This is a genomic window from Weizmannia acidilactici, assembly GCF_008974225.1.
GTDB lineage: Bacteria > Bacillota > Bacilli > Bacillales > Bacillaceae_C > Weizmannia > Weizmannia acidilactici.
The window spans coordinates 1-23,553 of the sequence record NZ_BKZR01000048.1; the positions used below are offsets into that span (position 1 = coordinate 1).

Below are 23,553 nucleotides of genomic sequence, written 5' to 3' on the forward strand. Positions count from 1 at the left end.
CTTCTAAGGACTGTTTGGCGAGGAAATTCTGTCACGAATGGTCTTAATAGAGCTTCTAAGGACCGTTAGGCGAGGAAATTCTGTCACGAATGGTCTTAATAGAGCTTCTAAGGAGAGAACGTATTTTGTTTTGTGTAAATGGTCATACTTACCAATTAAGTAGATGATCATTTATGCGAAATTTTCGCGATATGACGATTAGAGAACTGGCCAGTCAACGCCAAACTGTAGACGATGTTCAAAATATGATAAGAGATCTATTTAAAGAGACACTTCAAACCATATTTGAAGCCGAAACTGTCCTAAGCACAGTGTCAATGGAATTCATACTGGAAATAGCCGTAACGGCTTTTCCCTTCCTTTTAGCAGAACCCTGGCAGGTGCTCGAGTTGCTTTCCAGCAAGTAGGAAGCACCGTGTGTACACTGAGAAACATTTTATAAATGTGGTTAAACCCACAGAGGGAGAAAGAATTGTCCTAATGATCCATTATCTAGAAATATCCCGGGATACCCAAAAAATTTGACTTATGACTGGAAGCAAGCAGGTAATTCAGGCTCTGAAGCAAGGGGCTAAAAATAATATACGAGGGGGAGAGGATGATGAGTCCGGATACGATTCCGGTCCGCAAAGGGGAAGAACTGGATTTAACAAAACTGCAGGCCTATTTGCGGGAACATATCCCGGAAATGCCCGATGCGCCGCTGAAAATGTCGCAGTTTTCGGCCGGCCGCTCAAATTTGACGTATCAATTGAAAGCGGGTGCATGGGAAGCGGTGCTGAGGCGCCCTCCGCTCGGCCCGGTTGCTCCGAAAGCCCATGATATGGGGCGCGAATTCCGCGTTTTGAAGGCGCTTCAACCGTTTTTCGCGCTGGCGCCGAAAGTGTATCTTTATGAAGAAGACCCATCCGTCGTTGGAGCGCCGTTTTTTATCATGGAAAGGAGACACGGTGTTGTGCTGGATACGTCTTTTCCTACTGGTGTGGAGCCTACAAAGGAAAAGTGCCGGAAAATTTCTGAGATCATGGTCGAACGGCTCGTGGAACTGCACGCGATTCCGTATGAAGAAACGGGGCTTCTTGCGATGTCAAAGCCGGACGGATTTTTCGAACGCCAGGTGCATGGCTGGATTGAGCGTTACAACCGCGCGAAAACGGACGACATTCCGGAAGTGGAGCCGCTCATCGACTATTTGCGGGACCATATTCCGAAGCAAAGCGGTGCCGCGGTGATCCATTATGACTACAAGCTCAACAATGCGATGTTGAGCGAAGACTTTTCGAAAATGGTCGGCCTGTTTGACTGGGAAATGGCTACAGTCGGCGACCCGCTTGCGGATCTCGGCGTCGCCCTCAGCTACTGGACGGAAAAGGATGATCCGGAGTTGATCAAGCAGGGGACCGGTGAACCGTCTGTCACGGTCATGGACGGCTTTATGACGCGCCGCGAGTTTATCGAAGCCTACGCGAAAAAAAGCGGCCGTGACGTCTCGAACATTGATTACTATTTGATTTTCGGTTACTTTAAGCTCGCCGGCATCTGCCAGCAGATTTACTACCGCTATAAACGCGGCCAAACTCTGGACCAGCGCTTCGCCCACCTCGGCACCGTCGTCCGCAGTCTCATCCGGTACGCGGCCGAAGTGGCGGATAAGGTGAGGTAGGGGGCTTCTTGGGGGAAGGGATTACCTGCTCTAAAAATAATTCAATTTAGTATCTGTTGTAACTTGTAGAGTGCGAGTCTGACATGGCGGGGATTGACCCGCCTGTTTGCCGACGATCTCGAGTGGCACGGTAAGCCTGTCGGTTATGAATAGGCGGCGGGCGGCTGGAATTCTAGTTTTGTCGTCGATCCCCAGTAGCGCACAAAACCCGGGAGATCGACGACAATTTTTTGATAGTGGATTTGTTCAGGAATATAGAGATGGAGCGGATTTTGCGGATTGGTTAAAATTTTGGGCTGGATGGAAGGAAAATAAGGGGGCGGGAGAGAATAGTTATAATATAGAGGTTTTTTGGGGGTTTTTATATTACCTAAAAGGAATTGAAACTGAGAAAAAACTCTGGCAAGACAGAATCAAAGATGCGTTTTTATATTACCTAAAAGGAATTGAAACGCAATGGGTAGCGGGCTCGGATTGGCAACAAAGTCAGTTTTTATATTACCTAAAAGGAATTGAAGCAATCCCTGCAATCCAGCCTGTCCAAAGATGGTGCCCCATGTCCTATAACGAATTAAAACTAGTAGCTCATCCTCGCTATATGCCGCATTACCTCATTTTACCTCACCTGCAAACCTGCGCCCCATTCTTGAACCCTATCACTTTTCCACAAAACCTCAAACAAGCATTTCCCCTCAAAAAATCGTAAACTATTAAACGAAGGGAGATGGAGCTATTGGAAAATTACCTGATGTACATTAACGGTGAATGGACAGGGGAAGAGCTGCCGAAAATGGAAGTGGACAACCCGGCAGTCAATGAAGTGATAGCGACTGTTCCGAAAGGCGGGAAAAAGGAAGCTGAGCTTGCGGCTGATGCTGCGTATGCCGCTTTTCCGGCGTGGGCGGCGCTGTCCGCTTACGAACGGAGCGCGTACCTCCGCACCTGGTTCAATCTGATTCAGGAAAACGAAAATGAGCTCGCCAGGACGATGACAATCGAACAGGGCAAGCCGCTCAAGGAGGCGATCGGGGAAATGCGCTATGCGAACGGGTTTATCGAGTGGTTTGCCGAAGAAGGGAAACGCATTTACGGCGAAACAATCCCGGCATCGGTTACGAACAAGCGGCTGTTCGTCCATAAACAGCCGGTCGGAGTCGTGGCTGCGATTACCCCGTGGAACTTCCCGGCCGCAATGATCACCCGGAAAGTGGCGCCTGCCCTTGCTGCCGGCTGCACGGTCGTCATTAAACCGGCAAAACAAACGCCGCTCACTGCATTGAAACTTGCGGAACTCGCCGCAAAAGCCGGCATTCCGAAAGGCGTCATCAATGTCGTCACCGGAAGCGCAAAAGAAATCGGGGATGTCTGGCTTGCAGATGAGCGTGTCCGCAAGCTGACGTTTACCGGATCCACTGAAGTCGGCAAACTGCTCATGCGCGGCTCGGCCGATACCGTGAAAAAAGTGTCGCTTGAACTGGGCGGGCATGCGCCGGTTATCGTTACGAAAAACGCGGACCTCGACAAAGCGGTGGAAGGCACGGTCGCGGCGAAATTCCGCAATGCCGGCCAGACTTGCGTATGCTCCAACCGCATTTATGTACAGGAAGAAGTGTATGAAGCTTTTACAAAAAAATTCACCGAAAAAGTGAAGGCGCTCCGCATCGGCAACGGTTTGGAAGAAGGAACGGATATCGGGCCGCTGATCGACAAAAATGCGGTTGAAAAAGTCGAAAAGCATGTGAAAGACGCGGTCGAAAAAGGCGCCAAGGTGGAAACGGGCGGAAGTGTGAAAGAAGGGCTTTTCTTTGAACCGACTGTCATTTCCAATGTGACCGATGACATGTTATGCATGAACGAAGAAACATTCGGGCCGCTCGCGCCGGTGACGAAATTTGCCGGTATCGATGAAGCGATTAAACGCGCCAATGACTCGATTTACGGGCTGGCTGCATATGTATTCACGGAAAACATTTCGGAAGGCATCAAAATCGCTGAAGGCCTAGAATACGGCATTGTCGGGCTGAACGACGGGCTCCCGTCCACCCCGCAGGCTCCGTTCGGCGGCTTCAAGCAGAGCGGGCTCGGCAGGGAAGGCGGACGCTACGGTATCGAAGAATTTTTGGAAGTCAAATATATTTCACTTGGATTGTAATCTTCAAAAAAGCAGCGGGTGCAGGCCCGCCGCTTTTTTTACACATCAAAAAATTTTAGTCAGAAAATCTTACAAAAGTAAAAAACAATTCAAATTTTAACGTTATAATAAATTTTGTCAATACATACAACATTATGCTATTATTTGAGTAGATTTGAAAATTGAAAAAACAGGGGGAGAAAAGATGAAGAAATTTGCGGCATCCGTGCTTGCATTGATTCTTGTTTTGGCGCTTTCGGCATGCGGATTAAGCAAAACCAGCAGCGGCACGGAGACGAAAAAAACGATCAAAGTCGACACGAACGCTGCGTATGCGCCGTTTGAATACATGGATAAAGGGCAGATTATCGGCTTTGACGTCGATGTCATGAATGCCCTCGCCAAAGAATCCGGCTACAGGGTCCAGTTGAAAAACATCGGCTGGGATCCTTTGTTTGTCGAAGTGAAAAACAAATCGGCGGATATGGCCATTTCCTCGATTACGATCACGAAAGAACGCGCGCAGACGTATGATTTTTCGGTGCCGTATTTCCTGTCGACGAACGAAATTTTAGTACCGGAAAAGAGCGATATTAAAAGCGCGGCGGATTTAAAAGGCAAGACTGTCGCCGTCCAAAGCGGAACGACCGCCCAGGAAGTATTGGAAGGCTTGTTTGGAAAAAATAACAAAAACATTAAAAAGTTCAAGCAAAACACAACGGCCATCATGGATTTGGTCGAAGGCGGATCCGATGCGGTCGTTGCGGATAATACGGTTGTGGAGGAATACGCGAAAAACAACCCGGACAAAAAGCTGAAAGTCATCAAAGATACGAAGGCGTTCCCTGCCGAATATTACGGCCTGATGTTCCCGAAAGGCAGCAAACTGAAAGCGGATTTCGACAAAGCGATCAATAAAATTTACGACAACGGCACCTACACCAAAATCTATAAAAAATGGTTCAAAACCGAACCGGATATTCAAAAACTGAAAGCCCAGCAGAAATAATTTTTCAAGTGCAGCCGGTGCGCGCCGGCTGCTTCATAAACTGTATATTGCGTAACTTAAGGTTGCGCAATTTTGGCCTAGGGAGGAAACACATGGATATTCGCTTTGATATCATCATCGAATATTTGCCGTATTTGTTGAAAGGAACGCTTTTAACGATCGGGCTTTCCGTGGCGGGTATATTGTTCGGTATGCTTTTAGGGCTCTTGATCGGGCTCGGGGAAATGATACGGAATAAAATCCTCGCTCTCCCGTTCCTGTGCTATGTCGGGTTTTTCCGCGGAACGCCGCTGTTTGTGCAAATTTTGATCGTCAACTTCGGCGCTGTGCCGCTATTTTTAGGGAAAACGAACGGGATTGTCGCCGGGGTGATTGCCCTTTCGCTTAACTCAGCCGCGTATGTGGCGGAAATTTTGCGGGGCGGCGTGCAGTCCATCGAAAAAGGGCAGATGGAAGCAGCCCGTTCGCTTGGGCTCAGCCATGTACAGGCAATGCGCTATGTCATTCTGCCTCAGGCTTTTAAAAGGATGATCCCGCCGCTTGGCAATGAATTTATCGTACTCATTAAGGATTCATCGCTCGTATCCGTTATTGCCGCACCTGAAATTGTATATTGGGCGCAGGCGATGGAAACGCAGTATTACCGGGTTTGGGAGCCGTATCTGACAGCTGCCTTCCTTTATCTCGTTTTGACGCTTTCCCTCAGCTTCCTTTTACGCTTCATAGAAAGAAGGTTGGCAACAGAATGATCAAAGTGGTGAATTTGAAAAAATCTTTCGGGGATAACGAGGTGCTGAAAAACATCAATGTCGAGATCAAACCGCAGGAAGTGGTCGTCGTCATCGGCCCGTCCGGTTCGGGGAAATCGACTTTCCTGCGCTGCATCAATCTGCTTGAGACGATCACAGACGGCCATGTATACATAGAAGGTGTTGATATCGCGGATAAGTCGACGAATATCAATAAAATCCGCACAGAAGTCGGCATGGTGTTCCAGCAGTTTAATCTTTTTCCACATATGACCGTTCTGGAAAACATTACCCTTTCTCCAATCAAGGTGCGGAAGCTTTCAAAAGAAGCAGCAAAGCAGAAGGCGCTTGAACTTTTGCGCAAAGTTGGGCTCGAAGAAAAAGCGGACGCGTATCCGGATTCGTTATCGGGTGGGCAAAAGCAGCGGATTGCGATCGCCCGCGCGCTTGCGATGGAACCGAAAATCATGTTGTTTGATGAACCGACGTCTGCGCTTGACCCGGAAATGGTCGGGGAAGTGCTCGAAGTCATGAGGAGCCTGGCAAAAGACGGCATGACAATGGTCGTCGTCACGCATGAAATGGGCTTTGCCCGAGAAGTCGGGGACCGCGTCCTGTTTATGGACGGCGGCTATATTGTCGAAGAAAACACGCCGCAGGAACTGTTCGAAAACCCGCAGGAAGAACGGACAAAAGCATTCTTGAGCAAGGTGCTGTAAGAAGGGGCTGCCCCGAAAGCAGGATCCGAGGCTTTCGGAGCAGCCTTTTTACATAGAGGGAAGAATGGCATGCTTACCACTACGGATCATTAACCCGGAATTAAAGCCATGATATGGTCTGAGAAGTCACAACAAGACCATTAGCAAAAAATGAAAGCCGTGTAATGATTCCGAGAATCCGCCTCGGGACCGAAAGCTTGGAATTGAAATGGTGTAATGGTTCTGAGACGCCACAACAAGACCATTAGCAAAAAATGAAAGCCGTGTGATGGTTCCGAGATGCCTCATCAAGACCGTTAACCAAGAACGAAAAGCGAGTTATGGTTCATAGAAGCCCTATTAGGACCAATTATCCCATTCACAGCTTTAAAAAATTAAAATTTATACCTGATAAGCCAAATGACCAGCGTAAATGTCGGAAACTCCCTGCAGTCACTTTACCAACACGCATCTGTCTTTGCCTTTTATCCGTTTTGCATTTTTAAACCCGCTGATGTTAATATTTTTCAGGACAACGTTTTTTGCCCGGTATTGGATGGCGATCACGGGATTACCTTTAAAATCGTAATCCGGGTCGCCGATTGCGGTGAGCCCGTTGATTACAACATTTTGGTATGCGGAAACGACGAGGCTGCGCGGTGTGGAATCTTTATATAAATCGGTAAAAACCGGTGCAATAGAGACAAGATTTGCCGCGACAATATGGTTGGCGCTTTTCGAATTGGCATCTTTCCCTTTATGGTGGCCGATGTGCCGGAAATTAAAAGAACGGTTGTCCCGGACCGAAAGATGGCCGTAAATATGGACATGGGAAGCGGCCGATGCATTGTGGTGGGCTTTGATTTCCACGCCGCCGAAGCAACCGGTTGTGGCGTTATTGCAAAGCCACACATAGCGGGAGCCGTCATCAATTTCAATGCCGTTGGAGTTGGAAAAACCTTCCGTATGGGCCCTGCCGCTCGGATGGAAGCAGTACGAGTTTGAAATAAAAATATAGTCGCTGTGGTGGGTTGTGATGCCATCATCTCCGAACCCGCTTGCAGTGATGCCGTCGAGCCATATATAACGGCTTCTCCCGGGGGCAAGGAACCCGTCGCCCAAATAATGATAGCGGGTGGATGACACATCAAAGCCGTGCAGGCCAGCATTGACAGCTTCCACGTTTTTCACCCAGCCGTACGTGACGTGAGCAAAAGTAAGGCAGCTCGACCGGTTGTTTCCGGCCGAAGTTTTTTCTGCTTGACCGAGCCTTTCCACATTCCAATCAAGCGTCAGGCCTTCTACGAGAATATGGTCATTGCCGTACCGGAAGTCGGCATTTTGGACGAGCCGCGTTTTTTTCGGCGCACCCGGGTGGAATTTGATCGTTGTAACACCTTTCCCGCGGCCGATCAGGCATGTCCATGAAGGAAGCTTGAGCCCTTTGACGAGAAAAGTACCCGCGGGCACGATCACTTTTACCCGCCCGCTGCCGATTGCTTTTTGAAACGCCGTTGTGCTGTCGGTTTTTCCGTCCCCGATCGCGCCGAAGTCAAGGATGTTCACTTCGCGATTGGCCGTTTCAAGGAGCCTATTGTATTCCTTGTCCAGTTCCGTTTTCCATTCAGGGTAAACAAGTCCGCTATCGTCTGCGAAGGTCTTGCATGGTCCAACAGGGTATTTCCGGTTCAAGAGCAGGTGCGAGAAGGAAAACGGCTTTGGAAAATTGGGATTGCAATACATCTGAAAAAGCTGCAGGTTTTCTTCAATCAGCCTGTTCAGTTGAAACGGCCGGCGGGAGAGTTGCCGCAGTAATGTTCCGTTTGTTCTTGGTTCGTGGTGTTTGTCCAAATGCATCATATTTTCACCTCGTCTTGCTTCCATTCAGCCATTTTTTCCTCCCTATGTCAATTTGCTGCATCATCCAGTCAAAAGAATGGGTCTTTTTTTCCTTGTCTGAATTTTTAGTTGACGAATAGGGTTAGAAGGTATAAAATGATTTTCAAGTTCATATTCATGGTTTTCTTATCAAGAGAGGTGGAGGGATAGGCCCTGTGAAGCCTCGGCAGCAGGTTCGGAACCGGAACACTGTGCCAATTCCTGCAGGTGGATGCCTGAAAGATAAGAAGATGCCTATACTGTGTTAAATACAGTTGCCGGATGTCTTCTTACTTTGGGGTAAGAAGTTTTTTTATGGTTTAATTCTTAGTAGTCGAATAAGAAAGAGGGGAATAGAGGGTGGAACAAGCGCGTCTCACTTATGAACAGTTTACCGCCGATCCGTTTGCGGATTTCGTGCCGGAAGATGATACAAAGGGAGCTTTGGAAGTTTTGCAATGGGCCTACCGCATATACGGCAAATCGGTTGTATATGCGTGCAGTTTTGGCGCCGAAGGGATTGTGCTCATTGATTTAATTTCAAAAGTCAGGAAAGATGCGGACATCGTTTTTTTGGACACCGATCTGCATTTTCCGCAGACATACGATTTGATTGAAAAAGTGAAGAAAAAATATCCGGATTTGAATATACGGATGAAAAAACCGTCCCTCACGCTCGACGAACAGGCGGCGCAATACGGCTCCGCCCTGTGGAAACGTGACCCGGACCAATGCTGCTATCTCCGCAAAGTCAAGCCGCTTGAAGAAACATTACAGGGGGCGGCCGCCTGGATATCGGGCTTAAGGCGCGAGCAGTCTCCGACAAGGCGGAACACCAATTTTGTCAATCGGGATGAACGGTTCCATTCTATCAAAATCTGCCCGCTCATTTATTGGACATGGGACGACGTCTGGCAGTATATCCGGTCCAATGTTTTACCGTACAATGAACTGCATGACCAGGGCTACCCGAGCATCGGCTGCTTCCCGTGCACGCGTGCAGTCGGGAACGGCGATTCGCGTGAAGGAAGATGGGTGGGATTCAACAAAACCGAATGCGGGCTACATACGGTAAAGAAAGGGGATTAACGGATTTGCTCATCATCATCTTGTCATTTGTCATGGCCTATTTCTTCGCGTATAACATCGGGGCAAGCGGCTCTGCGGCATCAATGAGCGTCTCATACGTGGCGGGGGCCGTCAAATCAAAAAGGGCGGCGCTCATCATTTGCTCGGCTGCGTTGTTTGCGGGTGCGGTTTTCAGCAGTGGGCCTGTTGTTAAAACATTGAGCAAATCGATTATCCCGGAACATATTCTAACTCCTGAAGTCGTGCTGATCGTGCTGGCTTCTTCGGCGGGGACGCTTTTTATTTCGAACCTGTTGAGCGTTCCGCTGTCGACGAGCGAAGTGACGGTCGGGGCGATCGTCGGTGCCGGGCTTGCGTACCAGTCGCTCCATCTGAAAATGCTGTTTACGATTGTTGCTTTTTGGTTTATTGTCCCGGTTGCCGCGATGTTTGTCACTTATTTGCTTGTAAAAGCCGGAAACCGGATTTTTAAGGAAAAAAACGTGCTCGGCCCGAAAACGGGGAAATTTTTTTCGATCGTGTTGATCATTACCGGATGCCTTGAGGCTTATGCGGCCGGAATGAACAATGTCGGCAATGCGATCGGGCCGCTTGTCGGGCGGGGCTCGTTCCACAAGAAATCGGTGTGTTGAGGGGTGCTTTGCTGATGGTGGCCGGGGTCTTGACTTTGGGCGGCCGGGTCTTTGAAACAAGCGCCAAAAGAATTGTCAGGCTTTCGGTCGGAAACGGCATTGCCATCTCCGGGGTTTCGGGCGTGCTTGTGACGCTTGCCTCGCTGTACGGCCTGCCGATTCCGATTACGCAGGTGACCACTTCGGCCATTGCCGGTGTCAGTGCCGCGAAAAACGGCCAGGCGGCTTGGAAACAGCCGATCATTACGATTATATTAAGGATATGGTTTGTTTCCCCGGTGTTGTCCATGGTCGTTTCATATTTTTTGATCCAATCTTTCATAAAATTCAATTTTTACGCAGACGCTGTGATCATCGGCGCTGCCATTGCGACGGTCTGCATGGTCAGCCTGACGGGCAGCCGGAAGCAATTGTCCCAGCGTGAATCGGAAACCGCAGGCAGGAAAAAGCGGTTTGCCAATCTTTACGCCATTACAACAGAAGAGCAGGTGAAACGATGAGAAAAGTATATTTAGTCGGCGCGGGGCCGGGTGACCCGGAACTGATTACGGTAAAAGGCTTGCGGGCAATCCGGGAAGCGGAGGTCATTTTATACGACCGGCTGGTGAATCCCGAGTTGTTAAAAGAGGCCAAAAAAGATGCGGAACTGATTTATTGCGGCAAAAAACCGAACGCCCACATGATGACGCAGGAAATGATCAACCATCTGCTTTGCCATTTCGCCAACCAGGGAAAAACCGTTGTGAGATTGAAAGGCGGTGACCCGTTTATTTTCGGGCGGGGCGGTGAAGAAGCGCAATCTCTTGTGAAAAAACATATTCCGTTTGAAATCGTGCCGGGGATCACGGCCGGATCCGCTGCACCTGCCTATGCCGGTATTCCGCTTACCCATCGCAGCCTCAGCGCCTCCGTTGCGTTTGTAGCCGGCGTTTCAAAAGAGGGCGGCGATTTGGATGCGTACTGGTCAAAGTATGCCGGGATTGATACGCTTTGCATCTATATGGGCGTAAAAAATTTGCCGTTGATCTGCGCGCAGCTGATCAAACACGGGAAACCTGCAGGCACGCCGGCTGCGCTCATCCATTGGGGCACGACCAAAAAGCAGGAAACGGTAACGGGCACGCTGGAAAATATTAGCGAAAAGGCTGCTGCGCTTCGTAATCCTTCTCTTCTGATTATCGGTGAAGTTGTGAAACTGCGCAGCGAATTAAAATGGTTCGAACATCAGGCGGCTGCAGTGTATACAGGGTGACCGGCGTATGAAACAAGGGATTTTATACGTCAGCCATGGCAGTCGCGTTCCGGAAACAGCGGCAGAAGCAACAAAGACGATCCGGCTTGTGATGGAAAAAATAGAAGCAGACCTACAGGAGATTTGTTATTTGGAAATTGCTGAGCCGGATATAGCAGCCGGCATTGCTGCGCTTGTCCGGGGCGGGGCGGGGCGCATTGCGGTCGTGCCGGTCCTGCTTTTGAGCGCCGGCCATTATCATGAAGATATCCCGCGCGCGATCCGGGAAGCGAAAAAACGGTATCCGCATATTGTTTTTACTTACGGCCGGCCGCTCGGAGTGCAGGATCGGATCATCGATGTCGTTGCGGAAAATATCCGGAAAACCGGGGTGCCCCCGGGTGCGGAGATCCTCCTGGTCGGGCGCGGCAGCCGAAATCCAGGGACAATCCGGGACTTTGAAAAAATTTCATCCCGGCTGAGAGAAAAACTGGGGGTGGAATCCGTTAAGCCATCGTATTTAGCGGTGTTGCAGCCGTCTTTTGACAAAGCGCTGTTTAAGCTCGCCGGAACCGGGCGCCCGGTTGTGGTGGCCCCGTATTTATGGTTTACCGGCCTGCTCGTTCGGTCGATGGAAAAGAAAGTGGACAAGTTAAACCGGGAAGGGCATGATGTCCGTCTGGTACAGTACCTCGGCTGCCATCCACACATGGTCGACGCGCTGGCTGACCGGACAAAGGAAGCGTTGAAAGCGGCAGTGTTTGTTTGAAAGGAGCAGCGGAGGCACCCGGGCATTGATTTTTAAGAAGAGTTGTCCGGATATAAGGTTTTAAAAATGAACTGGGCATTGGGGTGCAAACTTTCAGAAGTACTGTCCTTAAGAGGCTTTGTAAAGGACATGAGGGTTTGGATTTTGTCCTTTTATATGGATAATTAAAAACTTTAATGAAAAATGCCCTTAAAAAGCTTCGTAAGGACATTCGACAGTAAAAATAGAACTATCTTAAAAATCATTAGAGTGAAAATGTCAACTCGAACTGTCCTCAAGACCCCATATATAGACTATTTGAACAAATTTTTATCCATTTCATACCTTAAGCTACCGGGGATGATCCAAAAAACACACGAAAGGGGCGGTGTGGATGGCTTCGGTACCGGTGATGGTTGATTTTAAAGGAAAACAGGTGGTTGTCATTGGCGGGGGAAAGATCGCAGCCAGAAGAATCCGGATTTTGCAGAAGGCCGGGGCCCGTATCACCGTTGTCAGCCCTTCCCTCGATCCCGAATTGCAATCCTTGGCCGCACAAGGCAAGATTAGATGGAAGCAGAAACGTTTTGAACCGGATGACGTTAACAAAGCAGAAGTCGTCATTGCGGCAACAAACGATCGCGATGTAAACAAATGGGCTGTTGCCCATGCCCCGGTAGCGGCGCTGATCAACGATGCGGGGAATGCAGAAAACGGCGATCTTATGTTTCCTGCGTTACTTCAAAAAGGAAGGCTGTCGATCAGCGTTTCTACGGATGGAGCAAGTCCAAAGCTGGCTTCCCGGATCATCACGGAATTATCCAATCAATACGATGATGCATACGGCCGATACGTCGATTTTTTATATGAATGCCGGCAGCTCCTCAAACAGCCGGCTTTTACCGTAGACGAAAAAAAGGAATGGCTGGAAAAATTGCTCGCGGAAGAATACCGCACCCCGGAAAAGCAATCGGAAGTCCTGGCTTTTTTAAAAATCCGGACCGGGAAACCAGCCCGCTGAAGCATATTGCAAGCCGGGAAAAGTGGTCTGAAATCCTGACGCTTTTGCAAAAACTACCCGCTGCAGAATACCGATACCCGGAAACCTTGCCTCTTCAAACAAACGAGCCGAAAAATCGTAGTAAACTGTTTGTCAATCCGAATTCGTTCAGCTAAACTATAATTAAAAATTTTTTGAAAAGGGGTGCATTACGATGTCATTGGAGGATGTTAAAGTATATTTCAAGCAGTGGGGCCGCCACGAAGATGTGCTCGAACTTCCGTTATCAAGCGCTACAGTTGAACTGGCGGCCAAGGCATTGGACGTGGAGCCGGAAAGGATCGCCAAAACGCTCGCGTTCAGGGGCACAGGCGAAGAGGAAGCAATGCTTGTCGTGGCCGCGGGGGATGCAAAAATCGACAACAAAAAATTCCGCCACACATTCGGCACAAAGGCGCGGATGCTTTCTCCTGAAGAAACGTTCGAGCATACCGGCCATGCTGTCGGCGGCGTCTGCCCGTTCGGTTTGAAAAAAGATCTGCCGGTTTATATGGATGTTTCCCTCAAGCGCTTCACAACCGTATTCCCGGCGTGCGGCAGCGGCAATTCGGCGATTGAGTTGACTTGCGATGAATTGTATACATACGGAAAAGCGGTAAAATGGGTGGATGTATGTAAAGGCTGGGAAGATGAAGCATACAGCAGGGTAAACGGATCCGGCCCGGTAGTGGAATCGCAATAAACAAACAAGGGGAAGTATCTCCGTCTTGCCATGTGCCAAGTGGCTGCAGCTTCCGTCAATGTTACAACGCGAAATGGCATGGGAGTTACCATTTTTGCCATGCCGGCGGTTGCCTCTTTCGTAAATGCTTCACGAAAAAATGAAGGGGGCGCGGGGTTGCAATTTACGTAAAATGCTTCAAAGCAAAAAAGCAAGGGGAGCTTGTCTCCGCCCTGCTTTTTTGCGGTTCAAACATCAGTCATGGTAAGATTCTGCGATGGCATTGGCTGCAACAATGGCGTTATAGACATCATCAGGCGTAACAGGGAACGGCATGTTGCCCATTGTGTCGCCTTCTGCGCAGGCGTCTTCTGCAACTTTCCTCCACTCGGCTTCGACAAATTCTTCTACGCCAAGGTCTTTCAATGTCAGCGGCAGGCCGACTGCTTTGATGAAATGGATGACGGTTTCGAGTTCTTCTTTCGGCGCGTTTTCAAGGACAAGCTGCGCCAATAGCCCGAACGTGACTTTTTCGCCGTGCTGCGCTTTGTGGAGGGCAGGTACAGCTGTCATGCCGTTATGGATGGCGTGCGCTGCGGCCAGCCCGCCGGCTTCAGCACCGACACCGCTCATATAAATCGTTGCTTCAATGGTGTCCTGCACAGCCCGCGTCGGGACTTTCTGCTTAACCGCTTCCACAGCTTTTACCCCGTTTTCAAGGACCGTTTCATAGCAGGTGCGGGCAATCGCCAAGCCGGTTACGGACGGTTTCATCAAAACAAGGTTGTCGCCGTTTGCCTGGTAGCATGCGCGTGCTTCAAAATAAGTGGCAAGTGCGTCCCCGATGCCGGCAACGAAAAAGCGGACAGGTGCAGCGGCTAAGATTTCCGTATCAGCAAGCACAACATCCGGGTTGCTTGGCAGGAACAAATAGCGGTCAAAAGCGCCGCTTTCTTTGTAAATCACAGCCAAAGCCGTGCATGGCGCGTCGGTTGAAGCGATTGTCGGGAAAATCACGACCGGCAGCTTTTCATAGTAAGCGGTTGATTTCGCGGTATCGAGCGTTTTTCCGCCGCCGATACCGACGATGACGTTGGCGCCGGCTTCACGTGCCAATCTCCGGTTCCGGTCGATTTCTTCTTGGGTGCATTCATAGTTGAATTTTTCAAAAGTTGCTTTTCCGCCGCCTTCTTCAATTGAACGTCCGGCTTCTTCTTTTGCGCGGTCGAGGATAAACTCATCACAAATCACATAAGCATGATCACCCAAATCTTTTATGTACTCATTCAGATTAGCAAGCAGGCCTTTCCCGATGATAAATTTTTTCGGAGATGTGACAGATTTTACAGGAATTTTCATAATTAATGGCGCCTCCCAAAAATTTTTTCTTATTACATTTTCATTATATTAAAAATGTAAGCGGAAACCAATTACAAAACTGTGAAAATGTTCATTACATAAAAAGGTATTATCTCTGGGCTTTGCACGGTAAAATCTAACCCAAGGGGGTGTCGGATGATGAAGCGGATTTTGGTGATTGGTGTTTCAGCCGGGGCGGGAAAATCCACTTTTGCAAGGCGGCTCGGGGAAAAACTCGGAATAGAAGTGATCCATTTGGATGCGCTTTTTTGGAAACCCGGTTGGAAAGAAGCCTCTTTGGAGGAGTTCAGGGCTTCCCAAATGGAAGTCGTACAAAAAGACACCTGGATCATGGAAGGCAATTACAGCAATTCCATTGATATCCGGGAAGCTGCTGCCGACACGGTCTTCTATTTGGAGCTGCCGCTTTTGGTCTGCCTCTACCGTGTGGTCAAAAGGAGAATCTTAAACCACGGAAAAACACGCCCGGATATGGGAAAAGGCTGTGAAGAAAAGCTGGATTTCAAATTTTTGAAGTTTATTGTGTCGACCTACCATTCCCGGAAAAAGAAGATGGTGGAACGGATCGAATCTTATAAACAAATGGGGAAAACGGTTATCGTGTTAAAAGGGAGGAAGCAAATCAATGCTTTCTTAAAAAATATGGCTTTTGTTATTTACAAATAAATTTGACTATTGAAAGTGTGTACAATATCTTTTGTAATAGTGTTATACAACAGTGCGATGCTTGGAATGGAAGAGGAACAGAGCGGGGAAAGGGATACGGGAATTTTTCACAAACTTAGGAGGGGAATACATGAACGTACCATTGGTGTTGCCGGAGTTTCTCGACCGTGCGGTGCTTTTGTACGGGATAAAACGGCGGTGTACTGCGGGGAGCGGGTGTTTACATACCGGGAATTGAATGGGAGGGTCAACCGGCTGTCGCATGGGTTGAAGGATCTTGGCATCGAAAAAGGGGAGCGGGTGGCTTATTTGGCGCCAAACACGCTGGAAATGCTCGAAGGGTTTTACGGGATTTTCCAACTTGGCGCGGTGATGGTGCCACTCAATATCTGGCTGACCCCGGCGGACTACTTACTTATTTTAAACCACAGCGAATTGAAAGTGCTGTTTGTCGACCAGGATTTATACCATTTAATCGTGCCGATCAAGGACAAGCTTGAAATGGTCGAACACATTATTGCCCATTATAAAGATGAGTCGTGCAATGAAATCGGCTATGACACTGGCTGGACAGGTTTTCGCTGGAACCGTTTCCGCGTGCCGATTTGGATGAAAACGATGTGTGCAGCCTCCTTTATACAAGCGGTACGACCGGGAATCCGAAAGGCGTGATGCTGACACACCGCAACAACTACCTGCATGCTTTAAGCGCGATGCACCATTTGCGCGTCAGTGACCAGGATGTCTACCTTCATGTGTTGCCGATGTTCCATGTGAACGGTTGGGGTTCGCCGTTTTACTATACGGAAAACGGTGCCACCCATGTTTGCTTAAGAAAAGCGTCGGCGGAAGGGATTTTCCGTGAAATCATCAAACATAAAGTCACGGTGCTGCATATGGCGCCGACCGTGTTGAACAGCCTGCTGCAGTACATGAAGAACACCATCCTGTTGTTGAACAGGATGTGCGGGTGGGGTCATTGCCGGTGCTGCGCTGCCGCCGGCATTTGTCGAGCGGGTCGAAAAAGAACTGGGCCGGGAATTTATCTAGGTGTACGGCATGACTGCATCGACGCCGCTCAGCCTTGTTTCCATGATCCGGTCCCATCTTGACGGGCTCGACCGCGGGAAACAATTGCGGCTGCGGGCAAAAGCGGGCTACCCGATGATCGGCTGTGACGTGCGCGTCGTAAGGAAAAACGATGAAGAAGTGGCACATGACGGAAAAGAAATCGGCGAAGTGGCGGTCAGAAGCCATGGTGTTATGCTCGGATATTGGAAAAATCCTGAAGAAACGATGAAAACGATCCGGAACGGGCGGCTTTATACTGGCGATATGGCGACTGTTGATGAATACGGCTATATCGATATCGTCGACCGGAAAAAAGATATTATCATCAGTGGCGGCGAAAATATTCCTTCGATCGAAGTAGCTATATGAGTATCCGGCCGTTTTGGAAGCGGCGCTCATTGCTGTGCCGCATGAAAAAACGGGGGAAACGCCCCATGCGTTTGTCGTCTGAAGGAAAATGAAACCGCGACCGAAGAAGAGATCATCCGTTTCTCAAGGGAAAAGCTGGCCTATTTCAAAGCCGTTACAGGTGTCACTTTTGTCAACGAACTCCCGAAAACCGCTTCCGGAAAAATACAAAAAGTCCATTTGCGGAACGAGTATTGGGAAAAACTCGGGAAAACAGAGCGGTTTGTCAATTAAGCATTCACCCCCGTTAGGCTTAACGAGGTTTTTTACGGATGGCAGGACGACCCGCTGAGCGAAACAAACGATGAAGAAAGGGGTGCCCCTGAACTGGTTTGTCGGTTTTTGGGGCAGCGCCTTTTGTTAGCGAATGGCAATGTATGTTACGAGCGGGACAGTCCCTTTTTTAAACGGCATAGATGTATGCTTCCATAAAGGCGCAAACCAGTTCTGAATCGGGCGGCTGTTTTTTCAGCTGTTTTTCACATGCTTCCAAATGCGGAAAAAGGGTTGGGTCGGATTTGGCCTCTTCCAGCGTGAGGTCCCCCTGCACGAGCCGGATTGCCGCGTCTTTTGCCGTTTCATCATCCACCTGGAACAAAAGGTAAGCCAAGCAACTGTACCGATCCATCTTTTTGCCTCCCGGAACATGTTTTCTTATACCTTCGATAAAATCCGGCAAAATTCCTTCAAAATTGCAAAAAAAACTCGCCTTATTCAGGCAAGTTTTTTTGTGCGGCAGTCAGACGGACCGGTTCGGCCAGCAGGGAAATGCCGATCGCGGCCAAGATCAGCGCGCCGCCGAGAAAAAAGTGGCCATTTAAACTTTCGTGCAGCAAAAGCCAGCCGAGAAAGGAACCGACAACAGGCTGCAAAAACATAAATAAAGACCCGCCGCCCGCATCCATCAGTTCGAGCCCTTTGTTCCAAAGGAAGAAGGCCCCGGCGGTGGAGACAATGCCAAGGTAAAGGATGCCCGCTATGACCCAAAAGCTGTTGAAAGAGACCGACTCTTTTTGGATTTCCCGGATCATAAAAGGCGTCGTAAACACCAAGCTGAACAAAATCGCATAAGCCGTAATCGTAAGGGAGTCCATTCTTTCGGAAGCGACCTTTACATAAACGGACAGCAATGCCCACGTAATCATTGCCCCGGTTAAAATGAGGCTGCCCCAAAAATAAGTTTTGATATGGATGTCCCAGCCGATTACGATCACGACGCCGCTAGATGCCAAAAGCAACGACACGATTTTCCGCGCCGTCAGCTTTTCTTTTAAAATAAACCGCGCGAAAATAACGATAAACACAGGAGAAGCGGACGTAATAATGGCGCCGGTATGGGCATCCGCTTTTTGCGTCCCGATGAACTGCAGGGCGATCGATACAAAATAGCCGACAAACCCGATCCAGAATAAGAGCAGCCAGTCTTTTTTCGTGATGCGCTTTTTCCCCTTTTTTCTCCCGTTTATTTTCAAAATGGCGTAAAGCACCGCAAAGCCGATGATATAACGCAGCCACAAAAGCGTCAGCGGCGGCACAACGTTTAATACGTATTTGCTGACAACGTACATCCCGCCCCAGATGCTGGAAGCGAGCGCCAAACAAAACGCGCCGGCAAGTTGGTTTTTCATCCATTCATCAACCTCCGTCTATTTTTGGATGCATTCAATTAGACGAGGTATCGAATCGGCCGTTCGTTCCCCGTATCAGGAACGGGTGGCAGGCTGGTCGTTTTCAAACAGATCGAAATACAGACGCATCAGGAGGCACCTCCGTAATGGTAATATTCTTAATTTTAACATATTAAGGAGACTTTTTGACCATAATGAGAAAATAAAAAACGAAACCGTTTCAAGGCGTCTTTTAAAAATTTGGCATGGCTCCTTTTTTTCAGGCTAATCTTCAGTTCCGTTTCATACTTGCCATTCGGTTTAACATTAATGAGTTCTTCTTTTCGGTTAAATTCGTCTTTTTTCGCTGTCTACGGTTCGATGCAGAAGAAGTCTTTTCCTTCCTGGCCCTTAATACTGTGTAGGAGAAGACCGAATCTTTTTCTATCACGAGATTGTACTTTTCATTAAATGAAGTGGACAGTTTTGTTTCATTTGAGCCGATCAAGACCACTGTTTCAATTTTTTTTGCACATTGATGTTTTTGTACTTCCCGGAAGGTAAGGCGTTCCAAATCCAGTTCCGATTTGATCTCGCTGTGGAAATGATGCCCATCAACTTTTCGATATTGAGTGTAAATTTTGCCATGTACTCAGGTAAAATATCTACTTTAGCCTGCTAATTGTATAGCGGGCTATTTTAGCAATTAAGGTAATTTATTATTGAATTACAATTCAGGTTCGTGTATTCAAGGTGTTCTAATTCGACAGGAGAATTTTAAGATGTGTAAAAAATAGTCCACAAAAATTGATATCTTTCATTCAATCATCATAATAAAAGGTACCTCTTCTATTGGTAGTGTTTTGTGAACAGTCTCATTTACCAATGAACGGGTGTTTTCAGAATATCAAGTTGCAATATCAATAGACTAAATTTAATATAATCCCATATTACGAAAGCAAAATAGTAATTTAAAATAAAAAAGGGCCCCATCCTTTGGTATAATTGAGTTTGACGAAAAACCAAATAACCAAGAAAGGGGGCACCTTTAAGGTGAATTATAACATTCCTGTCTCAAAAATGATTTTCAATCGACAAGATTCCAATGGATTCTTTCGGAGCCAATCATATGGACTCCTTATTAAATTACTGGCGTACAATTTACTGGAGATCTTTAAAAAAGAGCATTGCCCGCCAGTGTTTAAGTCCTATACCATCAGGAGATTCCGGAGAGATATCATTTATTCGCCCGGAGTTTTGACGCATCACAGCCGCAGCGTGTCACTTAACATTTGCGAGACTATGCCCATAAAAGGGTGTTTCAAGAAATGATCAAGAGTGTACGAATGATTGATTGATAATCTGGAACTGAATACTGGAAATTGAAAGGCCCGCAAAGATGGGGAGGGGGAAAGTATACCTTCAAACCGTCATTACCTTACGTGCATCATTCCATATTTTACATTTTGTTCCAAATTATCAGATTCTATCTACCAAGTCATTGCACTTTCGTAATTTGGGTTAATTATTCTATTTTAAATGAAGCTTTCCTGCTATAAATTGAGAAATTTCCTGAAATTTTTTCTCGCGTTCATGCTCATTTGTGACATCAAACCATTGAACATTCATTTTATTTCGAAACCATGTAAGCTGCCTTTTAGCATAACGCCGTGAATTCTTTTTTAATTGTTCGATAGCTTCTTCAAGCGTTACTTTTCCATCCAAAAAATCATAAATTTCTTTATATCCAATCGCCTGAACGGATTGACAGTTGCGGATGCCTCGCTTTCTCAACTCCTTGACTTCCTCGATTAGCCCTTGGTTGATCATCAGATCCACCCTTTGGTTAATCCGTTCATACAACTTGCTGCGTTCCATCGTCAACCCAACAATGGTAGTATGGTAAAGTTCCTGCGAATGTTGGCCGGATTGATACTCGGACATCGGCTTTCCAGTCGTATAGTAAATTTCCAGAGCGCGAATGACGCGGCGTACATTATGAGGATGAATGGATTCCGCACTTTTAGGATCCACTTCCTTTAACTGTTGATGCAAGAAAAGTTCGCCCTTTTCTATAGCTGTTTGTTCCAATTCAGCTCGCAAAGACGAATCTCCCGGAACATCGGTAAATTGGTAATTGTAAATGACTGATTGGATATAAAGTCCGGTGCCGCCTACAAGAATAGGGATTCGTCCTTTTTCCGTTATTTCGGTTATTTTCTTTCTCACAAGCTTCTGGAATTCTGCCGCCGAAAAGGATTCGTCAGGTTCTTTAATATCAATTAAATGATGGGGAATGCCGGCCATTTCCGCTTTGGTCACCTTTGCCGTTCCGATGTCCATCCCTTTGTATATCTGCATAGAATCTCCGCTGATGATCTCTCCTTGAAAACGATGCGCAAGGCGGATACTTAGTGCAGTTTTCCCCACTGCAGTCGGGCCAACGAGCACAATCAGCTTTTCTTTCTCTCTCACATTCTTCCCAGCCTTCCCCTTACTTTTCCCTTATCGTATCATAAAACGAAAGGATTTACACACTTTGTTCATTCTAACCAAATGAAGTGCCAAACATTCCTCTATCTTTCGTTTTATGGCTTTTTTCTCTATTCATTCTATGGTCAGTTCGTTACACAATCCAAAAAGAGAAATACATTGCATTGCGAGACAGCTTCAGTGTTGTTTTCGCTATGTATCTCAAAAATTTTTTACGGTATTGTCTTTTTTTAAATGATTAGTAATGCATTCTTTTCGATCGTGACATTCACTGGAGTTTTGGTGAGAATCTCGCCATCACCTTGTACCAGAACCGGCCATTCAGTGGTAACGTCTACTTGTCTTCCTCTTATCATAGTGACACTAGGATGATGAACATGCTTTCCTTTATATGCTTTTGGAAAAGTGCGCAACAGTTCCCATTTTGTCAAGTCGTGTACGATACAAATGTCAAAAAGCTCATCATTATAACAAGCTTCCGGACATATTTTTATACCTCCACCGTAATTTGGAATATTGGCAATGGCAATGAATCAAACATTAAAAAAACGATGTTCCTTTCCATCCACTATTAATTGAATGTTGACAGGACGAAATTTGAATAAAACATGCAATAAACTATGTCCATACGAAAGATTCCCTAATCGTATAAAATTCAATCAATTTTTATATTTCGAGGAATTGTTTACTTCGGCGACTTGACCGTCAAAACCAATTCCCGTTACAGTGATGCAGTATTCTTCCCAATTCTACCAATATCCATTTTTCTTTGCTCTATTAAAATTCATTCTAATGCCTTATAGTCCATTGGTATATCAAGAGCCCTTGCAAGATCATTTCCCGATCCTGCAGGAATAATACCTAAAGGTACATTCGAATCAATTAACCCGTTAGCCACATCATGAACTGTACCATCTCCGCCTACAGCCACAACAACATAACATGTTTCAGAAGAAATCTCCTTCGCGATTTCGACTGCATGTTTCGGACGTTCTGTAAAATGCACTTGATAATATATCCGTTTTTCTTGAAGCATTTTTTCAATCTTTTTCCAAACTTTTCGCCCTTTTCCATTCCCCGAGATTTTATGGACGATAAAATAATACATCACATAGATCTTTCCTTTTTATTGCAAATTGTAGAAATTTTGCAGGATATGAGAAAATCGATTGATTGTGAATGGCTAATAAACATTATATAACTAGGGCTTGCTGAATAAGCAAAAATTCCAGATTTGACAAGGGTTTTAGCCGCTTTTTCCGAATATAAAGTGTAAGGGTTTTTGGAAAATACGTGAAAAACCTTGCACTTGGAGGGCGTTTTAATGATCAAAAAACGGAGCATTAGTTAACTTTCTTAAAACGATTCTTTACTATCATCCAGCGGAAATTTAAATAGGGATTGCATCTGATTCCGTTCAGCAAGTCCTAAATAAAGATCATAAAGCAAAGAACTGTATCGATTAGATAAATATGGAATTTTATGTAAGTTGATGAGTTTGTCCAATACAACTCTTTCTTAAGAACATACTTTAAAAGTAGGGATTGCAGATTTAGCAGATCCTCAAATACTCAAAAGGAGATGTTATATATATGACATTTGTTTTAATCGTTGTCCTGTTCATCTTACTGATCATTGTAGGAAGTTCTTTTACGGGGCAAGGCGGTTATTAATTCCTAGTAAGGTGATATAAAATTCCTAGTTTGATTATAACAAGATTGATGTTGCTTATTGCAATAGGGCAAAGTGCCATTTGTTCATGTTTTAACATTTTTAAAATTGGTACAAGCAGATATGGCAAAGAAGCCAATCTTCTCGTTTACCGATTCAAGTCAACTCACTGTATCCTACGATTTTTACAAAAAATGGATGGGACAAGACTCGTTTTATATCCCCTATTCCAAAATCTCTTAAGTTAAAAAGGAGGGATAAATAGTGCATCATTTAGTTTGAAGATATCAGGGAGAACCTGTTGAAGTGATGGATCGAAATGGAAGGGTTTATAGAGGAGTGATAGACGTAGACCCACCTCCAGGAGGAATGGTTATTCGTACCGGCTTTGGCAGAAGATTTATCCCGTTTTTCTTAATTGCTGCTATTTTTCTTTTAAAGAAGAAGGCGTATTTTCTAAAAACGAAAACGAATTCTATTTTGTCGATAAACGATAACTCTGTCATTTGGCAGGGATTTTTTTGGGCGATATCGAAAAAATAATATAGTACTTGGAGAATAAAAATTATGTTGAACTAGTTAGGGCTTGCTGAACGAATCAGATGCAAGCCAAAATTCGGTTATCAAAAGACAAAATAGTGTTTTGTAAAAATTTCAAAAAAAGAACTCTGAGCTTTCGCTCCAGGTTCATGATGAGAAATTGGAGAG

At 46.6% G+C, this 23,553-nt stretch carries 22 protein-coding genes, 3 pseudogenes and 1 riboswitch; of the genes and pseudogenes, 18 read left to right on the top strand and 7 right to left on the bottom strand.

Going from position 1 to position 23,553, the window contains the following annotated elements; all coding sequences use genetic code 11:
- Window positions 1-173: 173 nt before the first annotated feature.
- The 7 genes and pseudogenes from GBH70_RS17930 to GBH70_RS14265 all read left to right on the top strand — a co-directional run.
- A pseudogene (locus tag GBH70_RS17930) lies at window positions 174-355 on the top strand (IS256 family transposase); the annotation flags it as partial.
- Between the two features lie 246 nt (window positions 356-601).
- Window positions 602-1,663 (top strand): phosphotransferase family protein, encoded by a 1,062-nt coding sequence (locus tag GBH70_RS14245; RefSeq protein ID WP_151681656.1) that lies wholly within the window; start codon window positions 602-604, stop codon window positions 1,661-1,663.
- 106 nt (window positions 1,664-1,769) lie between these two features.
- Window positions 1,770-2,369, top strand: a complete 600-nt coding sequence (locus GBH70_RS17935) for a hypothetical protein (protein ID WP_443098252.1) — start codon at window positions 1,770-1,772, stop codon at window positions 2,367-2,369.
- Between the two features lie 27 nt (window positions 2,370-2,396).
- Entirely contained in the window at window positions 2,397-3,815 is a 1,419-nt protein-coding gene (locus tag GBH70_RS14250; protein WP_151681657.1) for an NAD-dependent succinate-semialdehyde dehydrogenase, read from the top strand.
- 184 nt (window positions 3,816-3,999) lie between these two features.
- Window positions 4,000-4,803 carry a basic amino acid ABC transporter substrate-binding protein gene (locus GBH70_RS14255; protein ID WP_026685138.1) on the top strand — a complete coding sequence of 268 codons (804 nt, stop codon included), beginning with the start codon at window positions 4,000-4,002 and terminating at the stop codon, window positions 4,801-4,803.
- 92 nt (window positions 4,804-4,895) lie between these two features.
- Window positions 4,896-5,552, top strand: a complete 657-nt coding sequence (locus GBH70_RS14260) for an amino acid ABC transporter permease (RefSeq protein ID WP_017553191.1) — start codon at window positions 4,896-4,898, stop codon at window positions 5,550-5,552.
- Window positions 5,549-6,271 (top strand): amino acid ABC transporter ATP-binding protein, encoded by a 723-nt coding sequence (locus GBH70_RS14265; RefSeq protein ID WP_017553192.1) that lies wholly within the window; start codon window positions 5,549-5,551, stop codon window positions 6,269-6,271. Before GBH70_RS14260 ends, GBH70_RS14265 begins: the two co-directional genes overlap by 4 nt.
- 432 nt (window positions 6,272-6,703) lie before the next feature.
- Here the strand turns inward: GBH70_RS14265 and GBH70_RS14270 are convergent, their stop codons facing one another.
- Window positions 6,704-8,134, bottom strand: coding sequence for a glycosyl hydrolase family 28-related protein (locus GBH70_RS14270; RefSeq protein WP_253693946.1), 1,431 nt, complete (start codon window positions 8,132-8,134; stop codon window positions 6,704-6,706).
- A 138-nt stretch (window positions 8,135-8,272) separates the two neighbouring features.
- A riboswitch (SAM riboswitch) is annotated at window positions 8,273-8,378 on the top strand.
- Window positions 8,379-8,488: 110 nt separating this feature from the next.
- Between GBH70_RS14270 and GBH70_RS14275 the strand changes: the two genes are divergently transcribed.
- The 7 genes from GBH70_RS14275 to GBH70_RS14305 all read left to right on the top strand — a co-directional run bounded on the left by GBH70_RS14275 (window position 8,489) and on the right by GBH70_RS14305 (window position 13,570).
- Entirely contained in the window at window positions 8,489-9,217 is a 729-nt protein-coding gene (locus GBH70_RS14275; protein WP_151681658.1) for a phosphoadenylyl-sulfate reductase, read from the top strand.
- 5 nt (window positions 9,218-9,222) lie between these two features.
- Window positions 9,223-9,849, top strand: a complete 627-nt coding sequence (locus tag GBH70_RS14280) for an inorganic phosphate transporter (RefSeq protein ID WP_172968317.1) — start codon at window positions 9,223-9,225, stop codon at window positions 9,847-9,849.
- Between the two features lie 14 nt (window positions 9,850-9,863).
- Window positions 9,864-10,349 carry an inorganic phosphate transporter gene (locus GBH70_RS14285; RefSeq protein WP_151681660.1) on the top strand — a complete coding sequence of 162 codons (486 nt, stop codon included), beginning with the start codon at window positions 9,864-9,866 and terminating at the stop codon, window positions 10,347-10,349.
- Window positions 10,346-11,101 carry a uroporphyrinogen-III C-methyltransferase gene (gene cobA, locus GBH70_RS14290; RefSeq protein WP_151681661.1) on the top strand — a complete coding sequence of 252 codons (756 nt, stop codon included), beginning with the start codon at window positions 10,346-10,348 and terminating at the stop codon, window positions 11,099-11,101. Before GBH70_RS14285 ends, cobA begins: the two co-directional genes overlap by 4 nt.
- Window positions 11,102-11,108: 7 nt before the next feature.
- Window positions 11,109-11,849 carry a sirohydrochlorin chelatase gene (locus GBH70_RS14295; RefSeq protein ID WP_151681662.1) on the top strand — a complete coding sequence of 247 codons (741 nt, stop codon included), beginning with the start codon at window positions 11,109-11,111 and terminating at the stop codon, window positions 11,847-11,849.
- 373 nt (window positions 11,850-12,222) lie between these two features.
- Entirely contained in the window at window positions 12,223-12,849 is a 627-nt protein-coding gene (locus tag GBH70_RS14300; protein WP_151681663.1) for an NAD(P)-binding protein, read from the top strand.
- A gap of 193 nt (window positions 12,850-13,042) precedes the next feature.
- Window positions 13,043-13,570 (top strand): YbaK/EbsC family protein, encoded by a 528-nt coding sequence (locus GBH70_RS14305; RefSeq protein ID WP_151681664.1) that lies wholly within the window; start codon window positions 13,043-13,045, stop codon window positions 13,568-13,570.
- 234 nt (window positions 13,571-13,804) lie between these two features.
- Here the strand turns inward: GBH70_RS14305 and GBH70_RS14310 are convergent, their stop codons facing one another.
- Complete coding sequence (locus GBH70_RS14310) at window positions 13,805-14,908, bottom strand: glycerol dehydrogenase (RefSeq protein ID WP_151681665.1); 1,104 nt, start codon at window positions 14,906-14,908, stop codon at window positions 13,805-13,807.
- 159 nt (window positions 14,909-15,067) lie between these two features.
- Here GBH70_RS14310 and GBH70_RS14315 point away from each other — a divergent pair, with 159 nt between their 5' ends.
- Both GBH70_RS14315 and GBH70_RS14320 read left to right on the top strand, forming a co-directional pair.
- Complete coding sequence (locus GBH70_RS14315) at window positions 15,068-15,595, top strand: P-loop NTPase family protein (protein WP_151681666.1); 528 nt, start codon at window positions 15,068-15,070, stop codon at window positions 15,593-15,595.
- A gap of 130 nt (window positions 15,596-15,725) precedes the next feature.
- Window positions 15,726-17,308: pseudogene (locus GBH70_RS14320) on the top strand (long-chain-fatty-acid--CoA ligase).
- Window positions 17,309-17,477: 169 nt separating this feature from the next.
- Here the strand turns inward: GBH70_RS14320 and GBH70_RS14325 are convergent.
- Window positions 17,478-17,702 (bottom strand): hypothetical protein, encoded by a 225-nt coding sequence (locus GBH70_RS14325; protein WP_151681667.1) that lies wholly within the window; start codon window positions 17,700-17,702, stop codon window positions 17,478-17,480.
- A gap of 82 nt (window positions 17,703-17,784) precedes the next feature.
- Complete coding sequence (locus GBH70_RS14330; protein ID WP_151681668.1) at window positions 17,785-18,702, bottom strand: DMT family transporter; 918 nt, start codon at window positions 18,700-18,702, stop codon at window positions 17,785-17,787.
- Window positions 18,703-19,765: 1,063 nt separating this feature from the next.
- Here GBH70_RS14330 and GBH70_RS14335 point away from each other — a divergent pair.
- A pseudogene (locus GBH70_RS14335) lies at window positions 19,766-20,039 on the top strand (IS1380 family transposase); the annotation flags it as partial.
- Between the two features lie 172 nt (window positions 20,040-20,211).
- Here the strand turns inward: GBH70_RS14335 and miaA are convergent.
- The 3 genes from miaA to GBH70_RS17700 form a co-directional block, all read right to left on the bottom strand.
- Window positions 20,212-21,156 (bottom strand): tRNA (adenosine(37)-N6)-dimethylallyltransferase MiaA, encoded by a 945-nt coding sequence (gene miaA, locus GBH70_RS14340; protein ID WP_151681669.1) that lies wholly within the window; start codon window positions 21,154-21,156, stop codon window positions 20,212-20,214.
- 248 nt (window positions 21,157-21,404) lie between these two features.
- Window positions 21,405-21,704: a diacylglycerol/lipid kinase family protein gene (locus GBH70_RS17695; RefSeq protein ID WP_308689687.1), complete on the bottom strand. Its 300-nt coding sequence runs from the start codon at window positions 21,702-21,704 to the stop codon at window positions 21,405-21,407.
- A gap of 254 nt (window positions 21,705-21,958) precedes the next feature.
- Complete coding sequence (locus tag GBH70_RS17700; protein WP_308689685.1) at window positions 21,959-22,282, bottom strand: diacylglycerol/lipid kinase family protein; 324 nt, start codon at window positions 22,280-22,282, stop codon at window positions 21,959-21,961.
- A 478-nt stretch (window positions 22,283-22,760) separates the two neighbouring features.
- On the opposite strand from GBH70_RS17700, the gene GBH70_RS14350 reads away from it, so the two are divergent.
- A complete protein-coding gene (locus GBH70_RS14350; protein WP_371862258.1) occupies window positions 22,761-22,847 on the top strand; it encodes a YjcZ family sporulation protein in 87 nt (28 codons plus the stop codon).
- Window positions 22,848-23,553 lie beyond the last annotated feature (706 nt).